Origin of the sequence: Williamsia sp. DF01-3, assembly GCF_023051145.1 — a bacterium.
Lineage (GTDB): Bacteria > Actinomycetota > Actinomycetes > Mycobacteriales > Mycobacteriaceae > Williamsia.
On record NZ_JALKFS010000005.1, the window covers coordinates 2,842,548 to 2,864,690 of the forward strand.

The 22,143-nt window shown below is 64.5% G+C and carries 17 protein-coding genes and 3 pseudogenes; 13 read left to right on the forward strand and 7 right to left on the reverse strand.

Annotation, left to right across the window (positions count from 1 at the left end; all coding sequences use genetic code 11):
• Positions 1 to 19: 19 nt before the first annotated feature.
• The 3 genes from MVA47_RS15520 to MVA47_RS15530 all read left to right on the forward strand — a co-directional run bounded on the left by MVA47_RS15520 (position 20) and on the right by MVA47_RS15530 (position 2,139).
• On the forward strand, positions 20 to 214 hold the full coding sequence (locus tag MVA47_RS15520) for a DUF3046 domain-containing protein (protein WP_247208579.1): 195 nt from the start codon (positions 20 to 22) through the stop codon (positions 212 to 214).
• Between the two features lie 241 nt (positions 215 to 455).
• Complete coding sequence (gene recA, locus MVA47_RS15525; RefSeq protein WP_099385068.1) at positions 456 to 1,496, forward strand: recombinase RecA; 1,041 nt, start codon at positions 456 to 458, stop codon at positions 1,494 to 1,496.
• Positions 1,497 to 1,509: 13 nt separating this feature from the next.
• Complete coding sequence (locus MVA47_RS15530; RefSeq protein ID WP_247208580.1) at positions 1,510 to 2,139, forward strand: regulatory protein RecX; 630 nt, start codon at positions 1,510 to 1,512, stop codon at positions 2,137 to 2,139.
• A 3-nt stretch (positions 2,140 to 2,142) separates the two neighbouring features.
• Here MVA47_RS15530 and MVA47_RS15535 read toward each other — a convergent pair whose 3' ends face one another.
• Genes MVA47_RS15535 through MVA47_RS15550 form a run of 4 tightly spaced genes read right to left on the reverse strand, consistent with a single transcriptional unit; the run spans position 2,143 to position 5,454 of the window.
• On the reverse strand, positions 2,143 to 3,009 hold the full coding sequence (locus tag MVA47_RS15535) for an amino acid ABC transporter permease (protein ID WP_247208581.1): 867 nt from the start codon (positions 3,007 to 3,009) through the stop codon (positions 2,143 to 2,145).
• Positions 3,006 to 3,689: an amino acid ABC transporter permease gene (locus MVA47_RS15540; protein WP_030163440.1), complete on the reverse strand. Its 684-nt coding sequence runs from the start codon at positions 3,687 to 3,689 to the stop codon at positions 3,006 to 3,008. The genes MVA47_RS15535 and MVA47_RS15540 overlap by 4 nt, the downstream gene beginning before the upstream one ends.
• On the reverse strand, positions 3,686 to 4,699 hold the full coding sequence (locus tag MVA47_RS15545) for a glutamate ABC transporter substrate-binding protein (RefSeq protein WP_281504776.1): 1,014 nt from the start codon (positions 4,697 to 4,699) through the stop codon (positions 3,686 to 3,688). The genes MVA47_RS15540 and MVA47_RS15545 overlap by 4 nt, the downstream gene beginning before the upstream one ends.
• A 26-nt stretch (positions 4,700 to 4,725) precedes the next feature.
• Positions 4,726 to 5,454, reverse strand: a complete 729-nt coding sequence (locus MVA47_RS15550; protein WP_247210826.1) for an amino acid ABC transporter ATP-binding protein — start codon at positions 5,452 to 5,454, stop codon at positions 4,726 to 4,728.
• 214 nt (positions 5,455 to 5,668) lie between these two features.
• On the opposite strand from MVA47_RS15550, the gene miaB reads away from it, so the two are divergent.
• Together miaB and MVA47_RS15560 are read left to right on the forward strand one after the other, a co-directional pair.
• On the forward strand, positions 5,669 to 7,192 hold the full coding sequence (miaB, locus tag MVA47_RS15555) for a tRNA (N6-isopentenyl adenosine(37)-C2)-methylthiotransferase MiaB (RefSeq protein ID WP_247208582.1): 1,524 nt from the start codon (positions 5,669 to 5,671) through the stop codon (positions 7,190 to 7,192).
• Entirely contained in the window at positions 7,192 to 7,827 is a 636-nt protein-coding gene (locus tag MVA47_RS15560) for a hypothetical protein (protein ID WP_030163432.1), read from the forward strand. Before miaB ends, MVA47_RS15560 begins: the two co-directional genes overlap by 1 nt.
• Positions 7,828 to 7,871: 44 nt before the next feature.
• On the opposite strand, the pseudogene MVA47_RS15565 reads toward MVA47_RS15560, so the two are convergent.
• Positions 7,872 to 9,247 (reverse strand): annotated as a pseudogene (locus MVA47_RS15565) (DUF349 domain-containing protein).
• A gap of 196 nt (positions 9,248 to 9,443) precedes the next feature.
• Here MVA47_RS15565 and MVA47_RS15570 point away from each other — a divergent pair.
• From MVA47_RS15570 to MVA47_RS15590, 5 genes and pseudogenes are all read left to right on the forward strand, one after another.
• Complete coding sequence (locus MVA47_RS15570) at positions 9,444 to 10,154, forward strand: hypothetical protein (protein WP_247208583.1); 711 nt, start codon at positions 9,444 to 9,446, stop codon at positions 10,152 to 10,154.
• A pseudogene (gene miaA, locus MVA47_RS15575) lies at positions 10,151 to 11,038 on the forward strand (tRNA (adenosine(37)-N6)-dimethylallyltransferase MiaA); the annotation flags it as partial. The gene MVA47_RS15570 and the pseudogene miaA, both read left to right, overlap by 4 nt.
• Before the next feature lie 50 nt (positions 11,039 to 11,088).
• Positions 11,089 to 11,991 carry a diaminopimelate epimerase gene (gene dapF / locus MVA47_RS15580; protein WP_247208584.1) on the forward strand — a complete coding sequence of 301 codons (903 nt, stop codon included), beginning with the start codon at positions 11,089 to 11,091 and terminating at the stop codon, positions 11,989 to 11,991.
• A gap of 45 nt (positions 11,992 to 12,036) precedes the next feature.
• Positions 12,037 to 13,473 (forward strand): GTPase HflX, encoded by a 1,437-nt coding sequence (gene hflX / locus MVA47_RS15585; RefSeq protein WP_247208585.1) that lies wholly within the window; start codon positions 12,037 to 12,039, stop codon positions 13,471 to 13,473.
• Between the two features lie 86 nt (positions 13,474 to 13,559).
• A complete protein-coding gene (locus tag MVA47_RS15590; protein WP_023959665.1) occupies positions 13,560 to 14,702 on the forward strand; it encodes an acyl-CoA dehydrogenase family protein in 1,143 nt (380 codons plus the stop codon).
• 107 nt (positions 14,703 to 14,809) lie between these two features.
• Here MVA47_RS15590 and lexA read toward each other — a convergent pair whose 3' ends face one another.
• The gene (gene lexA, locus MVA47_RS15595) at positions 14,810 to 15,529 is read right to left on the reverse strand and encodes a transcriptional repressor LexA (protein ID WP_023959664.1); all 720 of its coding nucleotides are present in this window, start codon (positions 15,527 to 15,529) and stop codon (positions 14,810 to 14,812) included.
• Positions 15,530 to 15,751: 222 nt separating this feature from the next.
• Here lexA and MVA47_RS15600 point away from each other — a divergent pair, with 222 nt between their 5' ends.
• Together MVA47_RS15600 and nrdR are read left to right on the forward strand one after the other, a co-directional pair.
• On the forward strand, positions 15,752 to 16,273 hold the full coding sequence (locus MVA47_RS15600; protein WP_247208586.1) for a LysM peptidoglycan-binding domain-containing protein: 522 nt from the start codon (positions 15,752 to 15,754) through the stop codon (positions 16,271 to 16,273).
• A 95-nt stretch (positions 16,274 to 16,368) separates the two neighbouring features.
• Positions 16,369 to 16,818 (forward strand): transcriptional regulator NrdR, encoded by a 450-nt coding sequence (nrdR, locus tag MVA47_RS15605; RefSeq protein WP_247208587.1) that lies wholly within the window; start codon positions 16,369 to 16,371, stop codon positions 16,816 to 16,818.
• A gap of 31 nt (positions 16,819 to 16,849) precedes the next feature.
• Here nrdR and hrpA read toward each other — a convergent pair.
• Positions 16,850 to 20,697: pseudogene (hrpA, locus tag MVA47_RS15610) on the reverse strand (ATP-dependent RNA helicase HrpA).
• A 143-nt stretch (positions 20,698 to 20,840) separates the two neighbouring features.
• Here hrpA and MVA47_RS15615 point away from each other — a divergent pair.
• The gene (locus MVA47_RS15615; protein ID WP_247208588.1) at positions 20,841 to 22,079 is read left to right on the forward strand and encodes an aspartate aminotransferase family protein; all 1,239 of its coding nucleotides are present in this window, start codon (positions 20,841 to 20,843) and stop codon (positions 22,077 to 22,079) included.
• Positions 22,080 to 22,143 lie beyond the last annotated feature (64 nt).

Consider the following 22,143-nt stretch of genomic DNA (forward strand, 5'->3'; position numbering starts at 1 on the left):
TTTCGCTACGCTCGATCACGTGCGATTGACCGAATTCTCCGAACTCATCACCACGGAGTTCGGGACGACCACCGCGAATTCGATGCTTGTCGACCATGTCCTGACCGATCTCGGTGGTCGAACGGCCGCCGAGGCCCTCGATGCGGGGATCGACCCCAAGGATGTGTGGACAGCGCTGTGCCGAGACTTCGATGTTCCGCGGGACCGCTGGTAGCGGGTTGTTCTTTTGCCCCGGCGTGTCGGATGTCCGGGTCATTGACTCGAACAAGCGTTCGCCTACAGTGGGTGGTGTTCGACGCGACGATGGGAAACGTCGAGATCCGGGATTGTCAGAGGGCTGATCTAGCGTGATGTCAGTGCGCAAAGAGATGCCGAATACGCGAAAGAAAGCCCGATCCCGCCAGACCGGCGGCACCACCACCGCCGACAACTCGGCGCAAACACTAGGGGAAACCATGGCAGCCCAACCAGACCGCGAGAAGGCCCTCGACCTGGCATTGGCCCAGATCGACAAGAACTACGGCAAGGGTTCGGTGATGCGTCTCGGTGAGAACGCCCGCCAGCCGATCGCGACCATCCCGACCGGCTCGATTGCACTCGATGTCGCGCTCGGCATCGGTGGTCTCCCGCGTGGCCGCGTCGTCGAGATCTACGGCCCGGAATCGTCGGGTAAGACCACCGTTGCGCTGCACGCGGTCGCCAATGCGCAGGCCGCGGGCGGCATCGCGGCCTTCATCGACGCCGAGCATGCTCTCGACCCCGACTATGCCCAGCGACTGGGAGTCGACACCGACGCCTTGCTGGTGTCACAGCCGGACACCGGTGAGCAGGCACTCGAGATCGCTGACATGTTGATCCGGTCGGGTGCTCTCGACATCCTGGTCATCGACTCGGTCGCGGCGCTCGTGCCGCGTGCGGAGATCGAAGGCGAGATGGGCGACAGTCACGTCGGTCTACAGGCGCGATTGATGAGCCAGGCACTGCGGAAGATGACCGGTGCCATGAGCAATTCGGGTACCACCGCGATCTTCATCAACCAGCTGCGCGAGAAGATCGGCGTGATGTTCGGGTCTCCCGAGACCACCACCGGTGGTAAGGCGCTGAAGTTCTACGCATCGGTCCGTCTGGATGTGCGCCGGATCGAGACCCTCAAGGACGGTACCGAGGCGGTCGGTAACCGCACTCGCGTCAAGGTTGTCAAGAACAAGGTTGCCCCTCCGTTCAAGCAGGCAGAGTTCGACATCCTGTATGGCCAGGGCATCAGCAAAGAGGGTTCGCTGATCGACATGGGCGTGTTGCACGGCTTTGTCCGCAAGTCCGGTTCCTGGTTCACCTATGAAGGTGAACAGCTGGGCCAGGGCAAGGAGAATGCTCGTAAGTTCTTGCTCGAGAACACCGAGGTGCGTGACGAGATCGAGAAGAAGATCAAGGAAAAGCTCGGGATCGGCGCTGTCCTGACCGAAGATGCCGTCGCGCCGGCACCGGTCGAGTTCTAGGACGCCGATTCAGGTGAACAGGCCTGCGGGAGAGGACGTCCACGAGAGCACCGCCGAGCTGCGGTCCGCGATCGCAGACATCCTCTCCCGCAGTTCTGTCCCGGTCGGTCCGCCGGCCACGCAGCCTGCCCCGGAGAGTTCCGGCGGCCGCACCGCTACCACCGCATCGGCGTATGACGCCGCATTGCGGTTGCTCGGCGTCCGCGCACGAAGTCAGGCAGAACTGCGCAAACGGTTGCACGACAAAGACTTTGCGCCCACCGAGGTTGAATCAGTGATGACTCGGCTCGCTGCGGCCGGTCTGCTCGACGATGTCGATTTCGCCGAGCAATGGGTGCATTCCCGACACCGCCACAGCGGCAAGGGACGCACTGCTCTACGGCACGAGCTCCGGCAGAAAGGCGTCGCCGACACCGTGATCGAGCACGCACTCGATCAGATCGACGATGACGCCGAACGCCAACGGGCAGCAGACCTGTTGCGCCGCAAGACGTCTCGCCTGACGGCCGAAGACATCACCGACCGGGCCCAGCGGGACAAACACGTTCGGCGTCTGGTAGCAATGCTGGCCAGACGTGGGTACGCACCGTCTTTAGCCATGAGTCTGGTGAACGAGGAACTGAACCAGCTCACTGCCGAGTAAAGGTCAGATAGCAGCGGCCTGCTCGTCCACTTTCACATCTGCGACCGGTCCGCGATTCTTGCCTTCCCTCAGTCTCCGCTCGATGACGGTGGCCAACGTGGAGAGCCCGAAGTTCAGCAGGATCATCACGGCGGCGACCACCACGAGGGCCGGCAGATAGTTGCCGTAGAACGATGCCGACTGGATGCCGGACCGGACCACCTCGACATAACCGATCGCGTATCCGAGTGCACTGTCTTTCAGAGCGATGACCATCTGCGATATCAGTGCAGGCAACATGGCTGTCACCGCCTGCGGAAGCAAGACCAGTCGCATGGTCTGTGATTTGCGCAGGCCGAGTGAGTTCGCCGCCTCGAGCTGGCCGCTCGGTAGCGATGTGATGCCTGCCCGCAGGATTTCTGCGATGACCGAGCCGTTGTACAGCGTCAGTCCGGTCACCACAGCAGCGAAGGCCAGGTCTTCGGCTGGGAAGACGGCGTATTCGGCAAACAGGTAGTAGGCGAAGATCATCAGGATGAGTACGGGAATGGCCCGGAAGAACTCGACCACCGCTCCGCTGAGTCCGCGTATCGCACGGTGATCGGACAGTCGGCCGATACCGAGAACCGCGCCGAGCAACAGAGCCAACACGATCGACAGAACCGCAGCGGAGAGTGTTCCCCACAAACCTGGCAGCAGGTAGGTGGTCCACGTGTCCGGTTCCAGGAACGGCTTCCACTTCTCGCTGGTCAGCTGCCCGTTGCCGGCCAGTGCCACGATCACGTAGATCGCGATGGCGAGCAGCACCACCGCGAATCCGATAGCGATGAGCTGATTGCGACGCCGTGCCCTGGGCCCCGGGGCGTCGTAGAGAACTGTTGCACTGCTCATCGCTTGACCGCCAGACGCTTTGCGAGGAAACCGAAGACATATCCCTCGGTGAGGGTGATCACCATGAACCCGATGGCGATGATGACGAAGATCCCCACCACCTGATCTGCGTGATTCTCGATCTGTTCTTTCATCAGCAACGAGGCCTCGGCGACGCCGATCGCCGAAGCAATCGTGGTGTTCTTGGTCAGTGCGATCAGCACGCTCCCCATCGGACCGATCACCGATCTGACCGCCTGGGGAAGCACGATGATCCCGAACACCTTGCTGAACGGCAGGCCGAGGGAGCGAGCCGCTTCGGCCTGTCCGAGTGGCACGGTGTTGAACCCCGACCGCAGCGTCTCGCATACGAACGTGGACGTGTAGAGCACAAAGGCCAGGACGGCGAGCCAGAAGTTGTTGTTGGTGATGAACTCGTCGTTCTCCTGGGCCAGCTTCAGCCCGAGGTTTTGGTACAGGCCGACCGAGGCAAAGATGACGATGAGCGTCAGAGGAGTGTTCCGGACGATGTTGACGTACCAGGTTCCGAACACACGCATGACGGGGACAGGAGAGACCCGCATGCCGGCCAGAACGGTGCCCCAGATGAGGGATCCGATGGCGGAGTAGAAGGTGAGCTTGAGCGTGACCCAGTAGGCAGGCCACAGCTGCGGTCCGATGTCGGACCAGAGTTCACTCATGACAGCTCCGCCGGGCATGGGGTGGACGTCGACTCGAGGAAGCCGAGGTCTCCTGGCACGGGGGTGAACTGGTATTTGGAATCGGGACCCTGCGCACGCTCGATCATCGAATCGACTTCGCTGTCGCCGATTTCGTCACGCAAGGCGATCTCCCAGGCCGACTCGCCGCCGTCGGCGGGCTTTGCCAGCATCGACTCGAGTGCCTCGTTCACCGCTGTCACGGATTCGGGGTAGTCCTTGGGCATCCCGATGCCATATCGCTCGGTCGAGAACGGGGTGCCGGCCTTCTTGAGCGATTTCTTCCCGCTCGAGGTCACACACGCGTCCTTGGGGTACGTCATGTCGACGATCTTGAACTCATCGGGGAAGAAGTCGGAGAACCCGGCAAGGATGGCCTCGTCGGTGGTGAGGGCGTCAACCTTGTTGCGGCGCAGAGCCTCCACGCAGGACGAGTACGAGTCGTACTCCTGCAGCTGGATCTTGGGCAATTGGTTCTTCACGTTCTGGGCCGATGTGGAGCCTGTCACCGAACACAGCTTCTTGCCTTTGTTCAGATCTGTGAGCGTGGTGATGCTGTCGTCATCCTCACGGACCAGCAGCCCCTGATAGTTGATCAGATAGGGGCCGGCGAAACTCACCTTCTTCGAGCGGGCCGCGTTGATCGAGTAGGTGGCGGCAATCATGTCGACCTCACCGTTGTCGATCAGCGTCTCGCGTTGCGCAGACGGGGTTTCCCGCCATGTGATCTTCGGCTTCTTCCATCCGTTGTTCTGCGCGATGGTGTTGACCACGTACTCGGACACGGCGACATCGAATCCGGTGAACGACTTGTCGGGGTGCCGCAGACCCAAGCCGGGCTGATCGAACTTGGTGCCGAGGATGACCGAGCCGCTCTCGATCGATTCCATGAGGTTGCGCGGGCTGGTGTTACCGCATGCGGTGAGTGCTGTGCAGAGCACCACGATGGCCAGGACCGGGAGCAGGATCCAGTGTTTCGAGTTCTGGCGCATGGTGCGCTCCCTCGTTGCCGACGTTTTCAATGGCCGAGGATCTTGCCGAGGAAGTCACGGGCGCGCCCGGACTCGGGCCGGGTGAAGAACGACTCGGGGTCGGTGTCCTCCACGATGGCGCCATCGGCCATGAAGACCACCCGGTCGGCCGCCTTGCGGGCAAACCCCATCTCGTGGGTGACAACCAGCATCGTCATGCCCTCTTTCGCGAGTGAGACCATCACATCGAGGACCTCGTTGACCATTTCCGGGTCCAGAGCGGATGTCGGCTCGTCGAACAGCATGACCTTGGGATCCATCGCCAGTGAACGTGCGATGGCAACGCGTTGCTGCTGCCCGCCGGAGAGTTGCGCCGGGTACTTGTCCTTCTGGCTCGCGATGCCGACTCGCTCCAGTAATTCCATCCCGCGCTTGTTCGCCGCGGCCTTGTCCTTGCCACGCACCTTGATCGGTGCCAGCGTCACATTGTCGAGAATTGTCTTGTGCGCGAACAGGTTGAACGACTGGAAGACCATTCCGACGTCGGCGCGCAGGGCGGCGAGCGCCTTGCCCTCGGCGGGCAACAACTTGCCGTCGATACGAATCTCGCCGCTGTCTATCGGCTCGAGCCGGTTGATCGTGCGGCACAGGGTCGACTTGCCCGATCCCGACGGACCGAGGATGACCACGACCTGGCCGGCGGGCACCTCGAGGTCGATGTCCTTGAGCACGTGGAGGTCGCCGAAGTGCTTCTGCACGTCGCGCAGAGTGATCATCGGCGGGGCGGTTTGTGTGGCGGCCGGCCCGTCGGGGTGAGGCGCGGACGAGCCCGCTCGAGGTGCTGTCATAACTGTCGACCTTAAGGTGCCGGTGTGGGCGAGCAGCGGGGGACCGGGAACATCGCCGGCTGGCGGGGTGGATCGCCGCAGCTCAGCCGCCAATTTCACCTGGTCTGATGGGCCAAGTACCCTGGGAGGAGTGACAATCTCGATGACGGATCCGCAGACCGGGCACCCCGACACCCTGGGGCGCTCCTACCAGGTCCGCACCTACGGCTGTCAGATGAATGTCCACGACTCCGAGCGTATTTCCGGCCTCCTCGAAGACGCCGGTTATGTCCGCGCATCCGACGATGGTGATGCCGACCTGGTGGTCTTCAACACCTGCGCCGTCCGGGAGAACGCCGACAACAAGCTCTACGGCAACCTCTCGCACCTGGCACCGGTCAAGGCGAGTCGTCCCGGAATGCAGATCGCTGTCGGTGGCTGTCTTGCCCAGAAGGATCGCGGCACCGTCCTCGAGAAGGCCCCGTGGGTCGACGTCGTGTTCGGAACACACAACCTCGGATCCCTGCCGGTGCTGCTCGAACGCGCTCGCCACAATGCGCAGGCCCAGGTCGAGATCATCGATGCACTGGAAGCCTTTCCGTCCACCTTGCCCGCCAAACGCGAGTCCGCGTATTCGGGGTGGGTGTCGATCTCGGTCGGTTGCAACAACACCTGCACGTTCTGCATCGTTCCGGCTCTTCGCGGCAAGGAGGTCGACCGCCGGCCCGGAGACGTCCTCGCCGAGGTGCAGGCGCTGGTGAACGAAGGGGTCGTCGAGGTCACCTTGCTCGGCCAGAACGTGAACGCCTACGGGATGTCGTTCGCCGATCCGGATCTGGGACGCGATCGGGGAGCATTCGCCGCGTTGCTGCGTGCCTGCGGTGACATCGAGGGTCTCGAACGTGTGCGGTTCACGTCGCCGCACCCCGCAGAGTTCACCGACGACGTGATCGAGGCGATGGCGCAGACCCCGAACGTCTGTCCCCAACTGCACATGCCGTTGCAATCGGGTTCTGACCGGATCCTCAAGGCGATGCGCCGCAGCTACCGCAGCACCAAGTTCCTCGGGATCATCGAGCGGGTGCGGGCGGCGATGCCGCATGCGTCCATCACCACCGACATCATCGTCGGATTTCCCGGTGAGACCGAAGAGGATTTCCAGGCGACCCTCGACGTGGTCGCCGAGGCCAGATTCACCAGTGCGTACACCTTCCAGTATTCGCCCAGGCCGGGGACACCCGCGGCCGACATGGCCGACCAGGTACCCAAACATGTGGTGAGCGAGCGCTATATGCGACTGACCGACCTACAGGACCGGATCTGCCTGGAGGAGAACCAGAAGCTCATCGGGGCGCCGGTGGAGGTCCTGGTAACCGCCGACGGCCGAAAAGATCAGGGCCGGATGACCGGCCGTGCGCGCGATGGCAGGCTCGTCCATTTCGTCACCGAGGGCGACGCCGTCCGCCCGGGCGATCTGGTGGACACGATCTTGACCGGTGCGGCACCGCACTATCTGCTGGCCGATGACGGTATCCGTGGCCATCGGCGTACCCGGGCCGGCGACGCGCACGCGGCCGGTACCACCCCCCAAACCCCGCCGATCGGAGTCGGACTCGGTCTGCCACCGATCGGGAAGCCTGTCGAAGCGCCGGTTGAATCTACCTGTGGCGCAGGATGCGAGCTCTGATGACCGAGAAGAACAACGGACCGGACCCAGCGGGTTTCGATCAGTTCAAGGGCGATCTACGCAAGGCCGAACGCAAGGTCGCCGGCGAGATCGACCCCGGGGCCCGCGCCGTGGTGGTGGCGGTCGCGGTACTGGTGGCGATTCTGTCCTTCGTCCTGCCCCACACCGGGTCTGTGACCGGCATCGACGTGATCACGTTCAGCTCGGACGCGGCGGCCGAGCGGGTGACCATCACCTCGCGCGTGTTCGTGGTCCTGCAGCTCGTCTTCGGGATCGGTTTCTCGGCGCTCGCGCTGCTCACCCGCCGATGGGTCTTCGCCTGGATCGCCCTGTGCGGCAGTGCGGTGTCCTGTTTCGCGGGTCTGTTGGCGTGGTGGTCGCGCAACACTCCGGGAGTGTCCGGAGAGGAGCCGCCCAGCGGCGTCGGCATCGGCCTGATCATCGGATGGGTGGCGATGTTCGTGATCACCTTCCACTGGTCGCGCGTGGTGTGGGCCCGTACCAACTACCAGTTGGCTCTCGAGGCGCAGCGTCGCGACGAGGCCGCGGCCGAGGAAGAGCGGGCGCTCGCGCTCCAGCGGCGAACATCCGAACGCCGGCGTGAAAGCCGTCGCTCAGAGGGCGACGACCTCTAGCAAGCCGCCGGCCGGCCGGCATCCGTGAGGATGCCAGGCCGACGTCAGTCCCCGATGGCGCCTTCGGCTGCACGCGCCCATTCGCGCCACTGTTCGGCCTGTTCGCGTAGCTTGCGCGCATCCTTGCTCTTGCCGTTGGCTTCCGCCTTGGCAGCCTGATCCTCGAGCTGGGCCACGCGGTCGGCGAATTGCTGTGCACGCGCCTTCACCGCGGGATCGGTGCGCTGCCACTGAGCGGACTCGGCGTCGCGAATCCGCTTCTCCACAGCCTTGATTCGTGCCTCGAGGGAGTGCATCTGTTCGCGCGGGACCTTGCCGATCTCGTCCCACTGGTCCCGGATGGTGCGGAACTCGCGACGAGCCGCCTCGAGATCAGCTTGCGGATCGATGGACTTCTCGGCCCGCGCAAGTAGTTCGAGCTTTGCCTTCGCATTGGTCTCGAACTCGGCATCGCGTTGTGACGACGCGGCGTTGCGGGCGCTGAAGAAGACATCCTGGGCGGCCTTGAACCGCGCCCACAATGCGTCGTCCTGGTCGCGTGGTGCGCGTCCGGCTGCCTTCCACTGGGTCAGCAGGTCGCGGAACTTCGCTGCGGTGTCGGCCCATTCGGTCGACGACGACAAGGCCTCGGCCTCGACGATCAGCTCTTCCTTGCGCGAACGGGCGCCGGCGCGTTCGCGGTCCATCTCGGCGAAATGTGCACCGCGACGGCGGTTGAAGGTGTCACGGGCCTTGGAGTAGCGCTTCCACAGCTGGTCGTCGGTCTTGCGGTCGACGCCTTTGATGGTCTTCCACTCTTCGAGGATGACCCGCATGCGGTCGCCGGCGACTTTCCACTGGGTCGACTCCGACCCGATCTGCTCTGCTTCGGCAGCGAGCTCTTCTTTGCGGGCGACGGCCTTTGCACGGGCTTCGTCCCGGTCGTGTTTGACCTTTTCGGCGGCGCCGTCCGCGCCGTCGATGATCAGCTTCAGTCGCGATGCGACGGCATCGACATCTCCGATGACCGCTGCCGTGGGCAACGTGTCGAGTAGTGCGGCCGCTGCGGTCTTGGTCTTGCGGGGATCACCGGTACCGGCGTCAAGGCGCTCCTCGAGCAACTCGACCTCGACCACGAGGTCATCGAATCGCCGACCGAAGTGCGCCAGGCCTTCGGCGGCTGTGCCCGCCTGCCACGAGGCGATCTGGTGTTCGCCCTCGGAGGTTTTGAGCCACACGGCGCCGTCATCGTCGATACGCCCGAACTTCGAGGGATCCGACGCCGGACGTATCACATCCGCAGGTGCCGGGTGGACTTTGGCCGGGGGTGCTGACCGGGGCGCGGGCCCGGTCGCGGGCCGGGCCGGGGACCAGGCTTGGGTCCCGGGGCGGGCGCCGGTGTCTCTGGTGCGGCCGGTGCGGGCGTGTGCTGCTCGGTCATCTCAGTACCTAGTTTCCTGCCGCGCGACACGGCTGCCAGTTGCGTTTGTCTACCGGCGGTGAACGGTCTCCACACCCGGGTGGCGGCGCACCGCCCCTATCATTGAAGCAGGTCACCGGCTTGTGTGTGGACACTCGTGGACAATCGGCCGGTCGGGCGCATTCTGGGTTCACGCGCGTCGGCTAGCGTGGCGCAGGTGTTGGTTGCCGCTGCATTTGTCCCGGGCGCGCCGGTATTGGTGCCAGAACTGTCCGGGCCGGCGCTCTCGGAAGTCGCGCCGGTGCGGGCCGCGGCATTCGACGTCTGTGGACGACTCGCCGAAATGTGCAGTCGCTGGGTACTTGTCGGCGCCGGAGACGCTCGACGTGAGATGTCTCCGCGGGGAACCCTGGCGGGTTTCGGTGTCGATGTGGCAGTGGAATTGGTCCCGGAATCTGATGAGCCGACCGATGCCGGTATGCCCACGACAGTGTTGATCGGGGGATGGCTCCGGACCCAGACGGCTCCCCATGTTGCGCTCACGGTGGAGGTCGTGGACCCGGCTGCGCCCGCCCAGTCGTGTCTACGGCAGGGTTCCGATCTGCGGTCGAGGCTCGCCTCGACCCCGGAGCCTGTGGGTCTGCTCGTGGTGGCCGACGGTGCAACAACGATCACCGAGAAGTCGCCCGGTGGCCAGAAGCGCGGTGCGGTCGAGTTCCAGGACATGATCGACGGCGCGCTCGCAGCGGCCGACCACAACACGATCTCGGGGCTCGACGAATCGCGGTGTACCGAGTTCGGCGTCGAGGGCAGGGCAGCGTGGCAGGTGGCATCTGGAGCCTTTGCCGGACCATCTCTGGCGTCCGAGGTCCGCTACTCGGGGGCGCCGTTCGGTGTGGGTTACACAGTGGCCTGGTGGAACACGTGACCGCCGGGGCGAAGCCCATCGCGGTGATCGGGCCCACGGCGAGCGGCAAGTCCGACCTCGCGCTCGATCTGGCGGTCGAGCTGGGCGGGGACATCGTGAACGTCGACGCGATGCAGCAGTACCGGGGGATGGACATCGGTACGGCCAAGGTTCCCGTGCACGAGCGTCGCGGGATCACTCATCATCAGATCGACGTCCTCGACGTCACCGAGACGGCGACGGTCGCCAGGTATCAGCAGGCCGCCCGCGAGGACATCGAGCGTCTCTTGGCGCAGGGGCGAACGCCGGTGGTGGTGGGTGGATCGATGATGTACATCCAGGCACTCCTCGACGACTGGAACTTCCCGGCCACTGATCCGGCCGTCCGACGGCGCCACGAGGACGAACTGGAGCGAATCGGGACACGGGCAATGCATGACCGGCTGGCGCAGGTGGATCCGGAAGCCGCCCGGCAGATCCTGGACACCGATGGTCGCCGGATCGTCCGGGCGTTGGAAGTGGTGGAACTGACGGGTCAGCCCTTCGCCGCGTCGGCGCCGACGATCGGTGCCCCCAGGTGGGACACGACGGTGATCGCGCTCGATCGCGACACCGCAGAGCTCGACGAACGGATCGAGCGACGCACGAGTGCGATGTTCGGTTCGGGTTTCGTCGACGAGGTGGAGACACTGCTGTCGGCCGGCCTCCGGGACGGTGTCACCGCTGCTCGCGCGATCGGATACGCACAGGTGATGGCGGCCATCGACGGTGAATACGACGTGGCCCGCGCGCAGGAGCTGACCTTCATCGGTACGCGGCGCTACGTACGCAGGCAACGGTCCTGGTTCCGCCGTGACCCTCGCATCCACTGGCTCGACGCCTCGTCGCCGGGCCTCACGGGTCAGCGCTGCGCGCGGCAGGCAGATGAGGAGGTCGGGCGCGTATCGTTGACAGAATGTTCGCACGCGTCGATTTCGTCAAAGGGCACGGCACACAGAACGATTTTGTGCTGTTGCCCGACCCCGGCGTGCAGTTGGACCTCACCCCGGAGTTCGTGTCGGCGCTGTGTGATCGTCACCGTGGCATCGGGGCGGACGGGGTCCTCCGGGTCGCCACAGCCGGGGCACTCCGCGACGCGGGTGTGCTCACAGCGCTCGGCGCCGGCATAGCCGACGACGACTGGTTCATGGACTACCGCAACGGCGACGGCTCGATCGCGGAGATGTGCGGCAACGGTGTCCGGGTGTTCGCGCATTTCCTTGCCGCGCACGAGCTCGTGTCCGAACGCTCCTTCACTGTCGGGTCGCGCGCGGGTGCGCGTCCGGTGACGGTGCACGCTGTGACGGGTTCGTCGGCCGACGTCACCGTGAACATGGGCCCCGCCCGTCTCGGCGTCGACAGCAAAGCCCAGATCGACGGCCGGCGGTACGCCGGGGTGTCGGTGGATGTCGGCAATCCCCATCTGGCGTGCGTGGTCGACGGACTGACGCCAGAAGATTTGGCGGACATCGACCTGTGCGGGTCGATCACGTTCGACAACGCAGTCTTTCCCGATGGTGTGAATATCGAACTGATCACCGCACCGTTGTCCGCAGGCGTTGCGGACGCCGTGGACACGGTGGACGCCGAGATCACGATGCGGGTCCACGAACGCGGAGTCGGTGAAACCCGCAGCTGCGGTACCGGAGTCGTCGCCGCCGGCGCCGCTGCTCTGCGGTTCATGGAAAGGTCCGAGGGGACGGTACTCGTCAACGTTCCCGGGGGTCAGATCACGGTGACGGTCGATGACGAGAACACAACGCTGCGCGGCCCGTCGGTACTCGTCGGCGCCGGAGTGCTCAACGAGGGATGGCTCTAAAATCGGTATGCACCACACCTACCCGAGTGTCACCATGGTGATCTCATGACCGAAATCAACAAAGCCGGCAACGACCAGCGCGACGCGCCGACGATCGGCGAACTCCAACTCGACGAACGCAGTTCGCTGCAGCGCGTCGCCGGATTGTCCACAGAGCTCACCGACGTCACCGAGGTCGAGTACCGCCAGCTGCGACTCGAACGGGTTGTCCTGGTCGGGGTCTGGACGCAGGGCAGCACCACTGCGCAAGCCAATTCCAGTCTCGCCGAGCTCAAGGCCCTCGCCGAGACGGCAGGGTCGGAAGTTCTCGAAGGTCTCATCCAGCGTCGTGAGAAGCCGGATCCGGCAACCTATATCGGGTCCGGCAAAGCTCACGAGCTGCGTGAGATCGTCTTGGCCACCGGCGCCGACACCGTCATCTGCGATGGCGAGCTGACCCCTGCTCAGCTGACTGCTCTGGAAAAAGTGGTCAAGGTCAAGGTCGTCGATCGAACTGCGCTGATCCTCGACATCTTCGCCCAGCACGCGACGTCGCGAGAAGGCAAGGCGCAGGTCGCGCTGGCGCAGATGGAGTACATGCTCCCGCGGCTTCGTGGCTGGGGTGAATCCATGTCCCGGCAGGCGGGTGGCCGTGCCGGCAGCAATGGCGGCGTGGGACTGCGCGGACCCGGTGAGACGAAGATCGAGACCGACCGTCGACGGATCCGCGAACGCACAGCGAAACTGCGGCGCGAGATCCGCGAGATGAAGACGTCACGAACCACCAAGCGGGCCAAGCGAAAGCAGGCTGCCGCGTCAGCGGTGACCATCGTCGGGTACACGAATGCCGGCAAGTCGAGTTTGATCAACGCGCTGACCGGCTCGGGCGTGCTGGTCCAGAACGCCCTGTTCGCAACCCTCGATCCGACAACCCGTCAGATGTCCCTCGAGGATGGCCGTGAACTGGTCATCACCGACACCGTCGGATTTGTCCGGCATCTGCCCACCCAGCTGGTCGAGGCCTTCCGTTCGACCCTCGAGGAGGTTGCCGACGCCGATCTGCTCCTGCACATCGTTGATGGTTCGGACCCGGTTCCGACCGACCAGATCATGGCGGTGCGGAAGGTGATCGAATCCGTGCTCGTGGAGGAGAAGGCAACGGCTCCTCCCGAACTGCTCGTGATCAACAAGATCGATGCCGCCGACCCGCTGGTACTCGCGCAGCTGAAAGGATTGTTCCCGACAGCCGTGTTCATCTCGGCGGCCACCGGCGAGGGCATCGACGTACTCCTCGATCGCATCCGGGAGTCGGTGGCCAGGAATGACGTGCACGTCAGCGTCCGGGTGCCGTATGAGCGTGGCGACCTCGTGTCGCGGATCCATGCCGAGGGTGACGTATTGACCGAACGTCACGAGCCGGACGGGACTGCGATCACCGCCACGGTGCCCGCCGCGCTGTCGCGCCAGCTGGCATCTCTGGCCATCCCGGAGGCGGCCGAATAGCGCTCCGAACTGCAGCTTTGGGCCAGATGTAGAATCCGGTTACAGTTGGATATCCAACCAATGCCACCTGTAATGGAGACCTGACGATGGAACGCACCCTTTTCGAGCCCGAGCACCTTCTCTTCCGCGATTCGTACCGGAGCTTCCTCGAACAGCACGTGGCACCGAACCACGAACGCTGGGAAGAGCAGAACCTGGTGGACCGGGATGTCTGGGTCGAAGCAGGCAAGAACGGATTCCTCGCGGTGGAGGCTCCCGAGGAGTTCGGCGGCGGGGGAGTCGACGACTTCCGTTACAACACCATCATCGACGAAGAGACCGTCCGCGGCGGCTACAGCGGTATCGGCTTCGCGCTGCACAACGACGTGGTGGCTCCGTACCTGCTCGACCTCTGCAACGACGAGCAGAAGGCACGTTGGCTGCCCGGCTTCGTCTCCGGTGAGCTGATCACCGCGATCGCGATGACCGAGCCCGGCACCGGTTCCGATCTGCAGGGCATCAAGACCAACGCCAAGAAAGACGGCGACAACTGGGTGCTGAACGGCTCCAAGACGTTCATCACCAACGGCATCAACGCCGACCTCGTCATCGTGGTGGCCCGCACCGACCCTGAGGCCGGTGCGAAGGGGTTCAGCCTGCTGGTGGTCGAGCGCGGTATGGAGGGATTCGAACGCGGCCGCAATCTCGACAAGGTCGGGATGAAGGCGCAGGACACCGCCGAGCTGAGCTTCGACAACGTCAAGGTGCCCGCCGAGAACTTGCTGGGCGAGGAGGGCATGGGCTTCATCTACCTGATGCAGAACCTTCCGCGGGAGCGCCTGTCGATCGCTGTTGTGGCGGCCGGCGCCATGGAGTCGGTTCTCGAGACGACAATCCAGTACACGAAGGACCGCAAGGCATTTGGCCGCCCGATCGGTAGCTTCCAGAACTCGCGGTTCCTGCTCGCCGAACTGGCGACGTCCACCGCTACCACCCGTGTGTTCGTCGATCGGTGTATCGAACTGCTCAACGAGAAGAAGCTCACCGTTCCGGACGCGGCGATGGCGAAGTACTACGCCACCGAGAACCAGGTCCACCTCATCGATCGTTGCCTGCAGCTGCACGGCGGCTACGGCTACATGCGTGAGTACTCGGTGGCCAAGGCCTTCCTCGATTCACGAGTTCAGACCATCTACGGCGGCACCACCGAGATCATGAAGGAAGTCATCGGCCGAAGCCTCGGCGTCTGAGTACGAGTTTCAGAACTACGCGAAGTGGGGTGCACCGGAAGGTGCACCCCACTCGTGTCTGCGTAGTCTCCGCGTCTGCCCGGTTACCGAGGATGTTGCCGGACGCCTCAGAGGCGCCGCATCACCGTGACAACTTTCCCCAACACCACGGCGTTGTCGCCGGGGATGGGGTCGAACACTGGGTTGTGCGGCATCAGCCACACCGCATCCTTGGTGCGTTTGAACGTCTTGACGGTCGCCTCCCCGTCGATCATGGCCGCAACGATGTCGCCGTTGTCTGCGACATTCTGCTGCCTGACGACCACCCAGTCGCCGTCACAGATGGCGGCATCGATCATCGACTCGCCGACCACTCGCAGGAGGAACAAAGATCCTTCCCCGACAAGCTCTTTCGGTAGCGGGAACACGTCTTCGACGGCTTCCTCGGCCAGGATCGGCCCGCCGGCCGCGATGCGGCCGAGGACCGGAACGAACGTCGGTGTCGGCAGGGATTCGTCGGGGACCTGGACCTGGCCGGCAGCCGTGGCCGGATTGAGGTCGGTGTCCTGGATGTTGACCGCCCGGGGACGGTTGTTCTCGCGCTGGAGGAATCCTTTGCGCTCGAGGGTTCGGAGCTGATGAGCGACCGACGACGTGGAGGTGAGGCCGACAGCATCACCGATCTCGCGGATGGACGGGGGATAGCCGCGTTCGCGGACCGACGCCCGGATCACCTCCAGCACGGCTTTCTGGCGCGGGGTCAGCGACCCCTCGGCCAGCGGTTCGGAAGTGACCACCGTCGCGGCCGCCGCGTCCGGCGGCGTCCGGGTGTCTGTCGTATCGGCCATCAGGTCCTCCAGTTCGTATGGTGTCCGGCCAAGGTGTCGTAGCTGTCGAGAGAGGTAAACGCACACGTTGTTCGTTGGATTATGGGGATCACGCTAATGCAATCTGTCACAACTCTCAAACATTTGTTCGATTGGGCGTGGCGTGTGTCGGACCACCGTGATACAACTCGAACAATCGTTCAATCGAACGAGTGATCGAACTGTTGACCCGAGGATCGAACAATGACTGCAGCCACCACCATCAGCCGCCCGGCCGCTGAGCGGCCCCGTCGCCGCCTCGCCCGAGTCGGTGGGCCCGTCGCCTCCGATCAGTACACCCGCACGGCGCGAGCGCGTGTCGACAGTACTCGTCGGCCGGCCGACCGCAGGCTCGCCGCCGACCGCCGTGTTGTGGTTGGCTGCGCCGAGCCGGGCAGTTCCGCACCGACGGTCGCCGTCGAGCGCGATGTGTATTTCCGCCGACGTGCCTGGGCCGGGGCCGCCGTGGTCGGAATCGGCCTGATGATGCTCGTGTTGTTCCTCATGTTCTTCGGCCGGGTGGTCGAGAGCGGTGCCGCTCCGGCGAACACCGGGACCGCTGTCGTCCATGTGCAGTCGGGAGAATCGTTGGGCGACATCGCCTCTCGAATCGCACCCGAGATGCCGACCGAAGCGGTGGTGGAGAAGATCATGGACCTCAACGCGATGAGCAATTCAGCGTTGTCGCCGGGGCAATCCCTGGTGACGCCGATCTACGCGCGGTAGCCGCAGTGTTGGGGCAAGCAATCGGCCGGGCGGTATCCTCTACAACAGAGTGTCCGGTCATTCCGACGGGGCCGCTGACGTCCGAGGAACCCTGCATGCACTGCCCGTTTTGCAAGAACGAGGACACGCGGGTCGTCGACTCACGGGTGGCCGACGAGGGCCAGGCGATTCGTCGTCGGCGGGCCTGCTCGCAATGCGGACGGCGGTTCACCACGGTGGAGAGCGCAGTCCTTGCGGTCGTCAAACGCAACGGTGTCACCGAACCTTTCAGTCGCGAGAAGGTGATGAGGGGCGTGAGGCGCGCCTGCCAGGGCCGCGCGGTAGACGATGACCGTCTGCACCTGCTCGCGCAGCAGGTCGAAGAGGCTGTCCGCGCCTCAGGATCGGCCGAAGTTCCCAGCAACGAAGTGGGCCTGGCGATCCTGGGCCCGTTACGGGATCTCGACGAGGTCGCTTACCTTCGTTTTGCGTCGGTGTATCGCTCGTTCGACTCAGTCGAAGACTTCCAAAAAGAGATCGACGATCTGCGAGCCGCCAGACCCTGACGGGTTTCGTCCGGCATGTCGTGCCGCCGGATCAGCGCAGTTCCCGGATGGCTTTGATCGCCCGTTTCTCCGACACGGGATACGCAGTACGCAGGTGCTGTGCGAACAATCCGACTCTCAGTTCTTCGACGATCCATCCAGCTTGCTCGTTGACTGCGTCCCGCCGACCGGGCGGAACGTGTCGCAGGTGATCAGTCCACGCCGACACCACCCGGTCGATGGCAGCCATCGCCTGGGCATCGCGAGCGGCGCCTGCCGGGAGCTGTTCGAGTCTCGACCTCGCAGCATCGAGGTAGCGGGGGATCTCCGCGAGGTGTTCGTCGCGTGTCGCAGAGACGAATCCGTCGAACAACAGCTCCTCCAGCTGGTCCCGCACGTCGTCGGCGGCGATCGATCTACCGGCCGCGGTAATCGCCGTGCGTAGGGGCGCCACGCGGGTCAGGATCGTCGCCACCCTGCGTAGTTTGTCCGTTGCCCTCCCGGCTACCTGGCGGGCCACATTCTCCCGAAGTGCAGCGAATTCGCTTGGCGTCCAGACATTTGGCGGGTTGGGCACAAGGTCCACCACGGCAGCCCGAACGCAGTCGGCCAGAAGAGCGGCGGTGTCCGGGTAGGGGCTCTGACTGAGTGCGAGTCTCTCGGCGGTGCTCAGTGTCGATGTCACCGACGGTCGTAGTGGCGGAACGCTGGAGACGATCATCTCGACAACAGCGTCGTACATGTTCGCAGCCTGCTCGGCCTGGGTGGGCACGGCGACCACCGTGAAACCACTGCCTCGGCGGGTCAGCGCAGGATAGCTTGTGATGTCTTGCCCAGCAACAGAACTGCGCAGTGTACGGCTGATGTCTCCGAAGGTGTCAGCGGTCCACGTGGTGGCCACAGGTCGGGATGCGGTGCCGGCCTCACTCTCCAGAGCCGCGCGAGATCTACCGGCCAGTCGATCCTGGAGTTCGCGCAGCGACTGGAACGTCCGAGAACTTCGCCGTCGGTGGTGACCGCGGTGAAGGTCATACGCAGGTGGTCGGGGAGTGCGGCAAGTCGTAAATCTGATGCTGCGACGTCGACTCCCGTGCGCGCACGGATCTCAGCGGCCACCGCCTCGGTGAGAGGCTTGCTCCTCGGTGTCACCGACTCCAGTATTTTCGCGGCCAGGTCGGGGGCCGGTCCCACTTGCCGCCGTAGGGATTTCGGCAGTGTGCGGATCAGCTCGGTGATCAGTTCCAAGCGCATACCAGGGACCAGCCAGTCGAATCCAGAGGGCCGGGCACGCACGAGCAGCGACAACGGGATGAGCACACTCACGCCGTCATCGACGGTGCCGGGCTCAAACCGGTATCTCAAGGCGTAACTCGTGTCTCCCTGACGCCAGTGGTCGGGAAACCCGGCCGGGTCGGTGGCGGCAGTGTCGGCCACGAGGTCGGCGGGATCCAGATCCAGCAAGGTGGGGTCAGCTTTGCGTGCGGTCTTCCACCACGTGTCGAAGTGTCTGCCCGACACCACTTCTCCGCCGATATGACGGTCGTAGAAGGCGAAGAGCTGGTCGTCGTCGACGATGACGTCGGTGCGCCTCACCCGGTGCACCGACTCCTCGGCGTCCTCGAGCAACGCGCGATTGCGGTGGAAGAACGGGTGCTGTGTACGCCAGTCGCCCTCCACGAGCGCGTGGCGGATGAACAACTCGCGGGCAACCGCGGGATCGATCGAGCCGTAGTTCACCCGTCGTTTGGTGACCAACGGGACGCCGTAGAGGGTGACCCGCTCGTAGGCCATGGCCGCTGAGTGTTTCCCGGACCAATGAGGCTCACTGTACTGACGTTTGACGAGGTGCCCGGCCAGGCGCTCGGCCCATTCCGGTTCGATGCGGGCGGCGGTACGCGCCCAGAGCCGAGAGGTCTCCACGATCTCGGCCGCCATCACGAACCGTGGTGGTTTCGAGGAGAGATGAGATCCGGGGAAGATCATGAACTTCGTGCCGCGAGCGCCCAGGAACTCCTTGGCGTCTCCCTCGCGGACGCCGATCTGGCTGAGCAGACCAGACAGGATGGATTGATGAATCGATGCCGCCGATGGCGATTCATGGTCGGGTGCGGTCACCGTCGCAGGAACCGACCACCCGAGGTCTTTGGCGATCCGGACGAGCTGCGCGTGCAGGTCTCGCCATTCGCGGATTCGCAAGCTGTGCAGATACTCTCGACCGCACCGCTTCCGGAACTGGTTCGACGACAACTCCGAGCGGAGCTCGTCCAGGTAGGTCCACAGATTTAGCAGGGTCAGGAACTCCGACCCCGGAGCGGCGAAGCGCGCATGCGAGGCATCGGCTGCCTGGCGATGCTCGGCCGGCCGCTCGCGTACGTCCGGAATCGACAGTGCGGCCGCCAACACGAGCATCGGGCCGACCACGCCCTGTTTGTCGGCCTCGACCAGCATGCGCGCCAGTCGCGGATCGACAGGTATGCGAGCGAGTGATCGTCCGATCGGGGTGAGTCGGCGTACGGGGTTTTCTGCCGAGGCAGGTTCGAGCGCCCCGAGTTCGTCCAGTAGTTGCTGGCCGTCTCGGATCGCACGCTGATCCGGCGGCTGTACGAACGGGAACCGACCGACGTCGCCGAGCCCGAGAGAGGTCATCGTCAGGATCACCGACGCGAGGTTGGTGCGCAGGATCTCTGGCTCGGTGTACTCGGGTCTGCTCTCGAAGTCCTCTTCGCTGTAGAGCCGGATGCACACGCCTGCGGCGACGCGGCCACACCGCCCCGCCCGCTGCCGTGCGCTGGCCTGCGAAATCGGCTCGATCGGCAGCCGCTGTACCTTGGTGCGCGTGGAGTAGCGCGACATCCGGGCGGTGCCGGCGTCGATGACGTAGTGGATTCCCGGAACGGTCAGCGATGTCTCGGCGACGTTGGTGGACAACACGATTCGCCGCCCTCGGTGACTGGAGAACACCTTGTGCTGGTCTGCCGCGGACAACCGGGCGAACAGCGGGACGATCTCGATGCCACGGGATTCAAGGTGCGCAAGCGATTTCGCGGTATCGGTGATCTCGCGTTCGGTGGGCAGGAACACCAGGATGTCGCCTGGGCCGTGAGAGCACAGCTCGTCGACGGCGGCCCCGATGGCCTGTAGCTGATCGAGGTCGGCTTCGTCCTCGTCATCGACCACGAGTGGGCGATAGCGGATTTCCACCGGATAGGTGCGGCCGGACACCTCGATGATCGGCACCGGTGCGTCATCGGTCGCGAAGTGGTCGGCGAACCGGCCGGGTTCGATGGTCGCCGAGGTGATGATGATCTTCAGGTCGGGGCGGCGAGGCAACAGTTGCTTGAGGTAGCCGAGGATGAAGTCGATGTTGAGGCTTCGCTCGTGGGCCTCGTCGATGATCAGGGTGTCGTAGTCACGGAGCATTCGGTCCTGGGACAATTCACGCAGCAGAATGCCGTCGGTCATCACCTTGACCAGCGTGTCGTCGCCTGCCTTGTCGGTGAAGCGCACGGAATATCCGATGACGCCGCCGAGTTCGGTCCCGGTTTCCTCGGCGATCCGTTCGGCAACCGACCGCGCAGCGAGTCGGCGAGGCTGAGTGTGACCGATCTTGCCGGCCAGTCCGCGCCCCAGCTCGAGACAGATCTTGGGTAGCTGTGTGGTCTTACCGGAACCGGTTTCACCGGCGACGACAACAACTTGATGCTCCGAGATCGCCTCGGCGATGGCATCGCGGGCCTCGGACACCGGCAGTTGCGGCGGGTAACTGATCGTGGGGACGAGCGCGCGCCGGCGCTCGATCACGGCCGGATCCGGCCGGTCGGTGCGAGTGGAGCGGCTGGTCGGACGTCGTCGCCGTTTACGCCGGGCGGACTGTTCCGGCTGGTTGGACGAAGTCGACATAACTGATCAAGCCTACCTGAGCGGCGGATCCGGCAATGTCGGGCGGACCCGTGTCCCCGCTCCCGGCGCGCCCGAACACGGATTGACACGAGAGTGGCTGCGGCCCCGGAGGAAACCAGGTGGACACCAGGCATGATGTTCACATGACAGTCTCAACTTCTGCCGGTCTCTGGCACGGATTCGCCGACATGGGCGCGGTGAGCACCACGGGACCCTTCGTGGTCACCAAGGGTGAAGGCGTCCACATCTGGGACGACAAGGGGAACAAGTATCTCGACGCCACAGCAGGCCTGTGGTTCACCAACGTCGGGCACGGACGCACGCAGATCGCTGACGCGGTGGCGAACCAGTTGAGCACACTGGCGCACTACTCCGGCTTCGGTGACATCACTTCCGACGTCACGGCGGCGTTGGCCGACCGTCTGTCCGGCCTCGCTCCGGTACCGGGGAGCAAGGTGTTCTTCACCTCGGGCGGTAGCGATTCGATCGATTCGGCCGTCAAACTGGCGCGCCGCTACTGGCATGAGATGGGCAGGCCCGACAAGAAGATCGTGGTCGGCCGCACGAAGGCGTATCACGGTATGCACGTCGGCGGCACCGCGCTGTCCGGGTTGCCCCCGAACCGCGAGAACTACGGCGATCTCATGGCTGATGCGGCCACTGTCGACTGGGATGACGCCAAAGGGCTGCTCGGGTTGATCGAGCGGGTCGGTGCCGAGAACATCGCTGCGTTCTTCTGTGAACCGATCATCGGGGCGGGCGGGATCTACCTCCCGCCGGAGGGCTACCTCGCCGAGGTGCGCCAGATCTGCCGCGACCATGATGTGCTGTTCGTCGCCGACGAGGTGGTCACCGGCTTCGGCCGGATCGGCGGATCATGGTTCGCCTCGAGTCGCTTCGACCTGCAACCCGACATGATCGCCACCGCGAAGGGATTGACGTCGGGGTACGTGCCGATGGGAGCGGTGTTCATCGCCCCGAACGTCGCCGAACCGTTCTACTCCGGCGGTGCCTGGTGGCGCCACGGTTACACATACGGAGGTCACGCCGGGGCCGCGGCAGCAGCCATGGCGAACCTCGACATCATCGAGACCGAAGGTCTGCTCGAAGATGCTGCCCGCTTGGAGTCCGATCTGCATGTGGCGCTTGCGCCGCTTGCTGATCTGGACGCGGTCAGCGAGGTCCGCAGCGGGCTCGGTGCGGTGAGCGCCGTCCAGCTCGAGGAGCCTTCGCGGGCACCTGCTGCCGTGGCAGCTCTGCGCGCTCACGGCGTCAGCGGACGGGCAGCAGGCCAAGGCGCACTGCAGATCTCGCCGGCATTCGTGATGACAGGCGCGCAGGTGGCCGAGCTCGCCGAGCGGATCTCCGACGCCCTGAGCTAGTCACTCGACAACAGAACCCACCGGTTCCGGTGAGCCGGCCGACAACGGCGACCGGCTTCGATCG

Bases quoted from the DNA above. Each gene is read 5' to 3' on its own strand.
- dapF (WP_247208584.1), top strand. From the start codon at position 11,089: ATGTTCGCACGCGTCGATTTCGTCAAAGGGCACGGCACACAGAACGAT.
- MVA47_RS15615 (WP_247208588.1), top strand. From the start codon at position 20,841: ATGACAGTCTCAACTTCTGCCGGTCTCTGGCACGGATTCGCCGACATG.
- miaB (WP_247208582.1), top strand. From the start codon at position 5,669: ATGACGGATCCGCAGACCGGGCACCCCGACACCCTGGGGCGCTCCTAC.
- MVA47_RS15560 (WP_030163432.1), top strand. From the start codon at position 7,192: ATGACCGAGAAGAACAACGGACCGGACCCAGCGGGTTTCGATCAGTTC.
- hflX (WP_247208585.1), top strand. From the start codon at position 12,037: ATGACCGAAATCAACAAAGCCGGCAACGACCAGCGCGACGCGCCGACG.
- MVA47_RS15540 (WP_030163440.1), bottom strand. From the start codon at position 3,689: ATGAGTGAACTCTGGTCCGACATCGGACCGCAGCTGTGGCCTGCCTAC.
- MVA47_RS15550 (WP_247210826.1), bottom strand. From the start codon at position 5,454: ATGATCACTCTGCGCGACGTGCAGAAGCACTTCGGCGACCTCCACGTG.
- MVA47_RS15535 (WP_247208581.1), bottom strand. From the start codon at position 3,009: ATGAGCAGTGCAACAGTTCTCTACGACGCCCCGGGGCCCAGGGCACGG.
- MVA47_RS15590 (WP_023959665.1), top strand. From the start codon at position 13,560: ATGGAACGCACCCTTTTCGAGCCCGAGCACCTTCTCTTCCGCGATTCG.
- MVA47_RS15545 (WP_281504776.1), bottom strand. From the start codon at position 4,699: ATGCGCCAGAACTCGAAACACTGGATCCTGCTCCCGGTCCTGGCCATC.
- MVA47_RS15600 (WP_247208586.1), top strand. From the start codon at position 15,752: ATGACTGCAGCCACCACCATCAGCCGCCCGGCCGCTGAGCGGCCCCGT.
- lexA (WP_023959664.1), bottom strand. From the start codon at position 15,529: ATGGCCGATACGACAGACACCCGGACGCCGCCGGACGCGGCGGCCGCG.
- nrdR (WP_247208587.1), top strand. From the start codon at position 16,369: ATGCACTGCCCGTTTTGCAAGAACGAGGACACGCGGGTCGTCGACTCA.
- recA (WP_099385068.1), top strand. From the start codon at position 456: ATGGCAGCCCAACCAGACCGCGAGAAGGCCCTCGACCTGGCATTGGCC.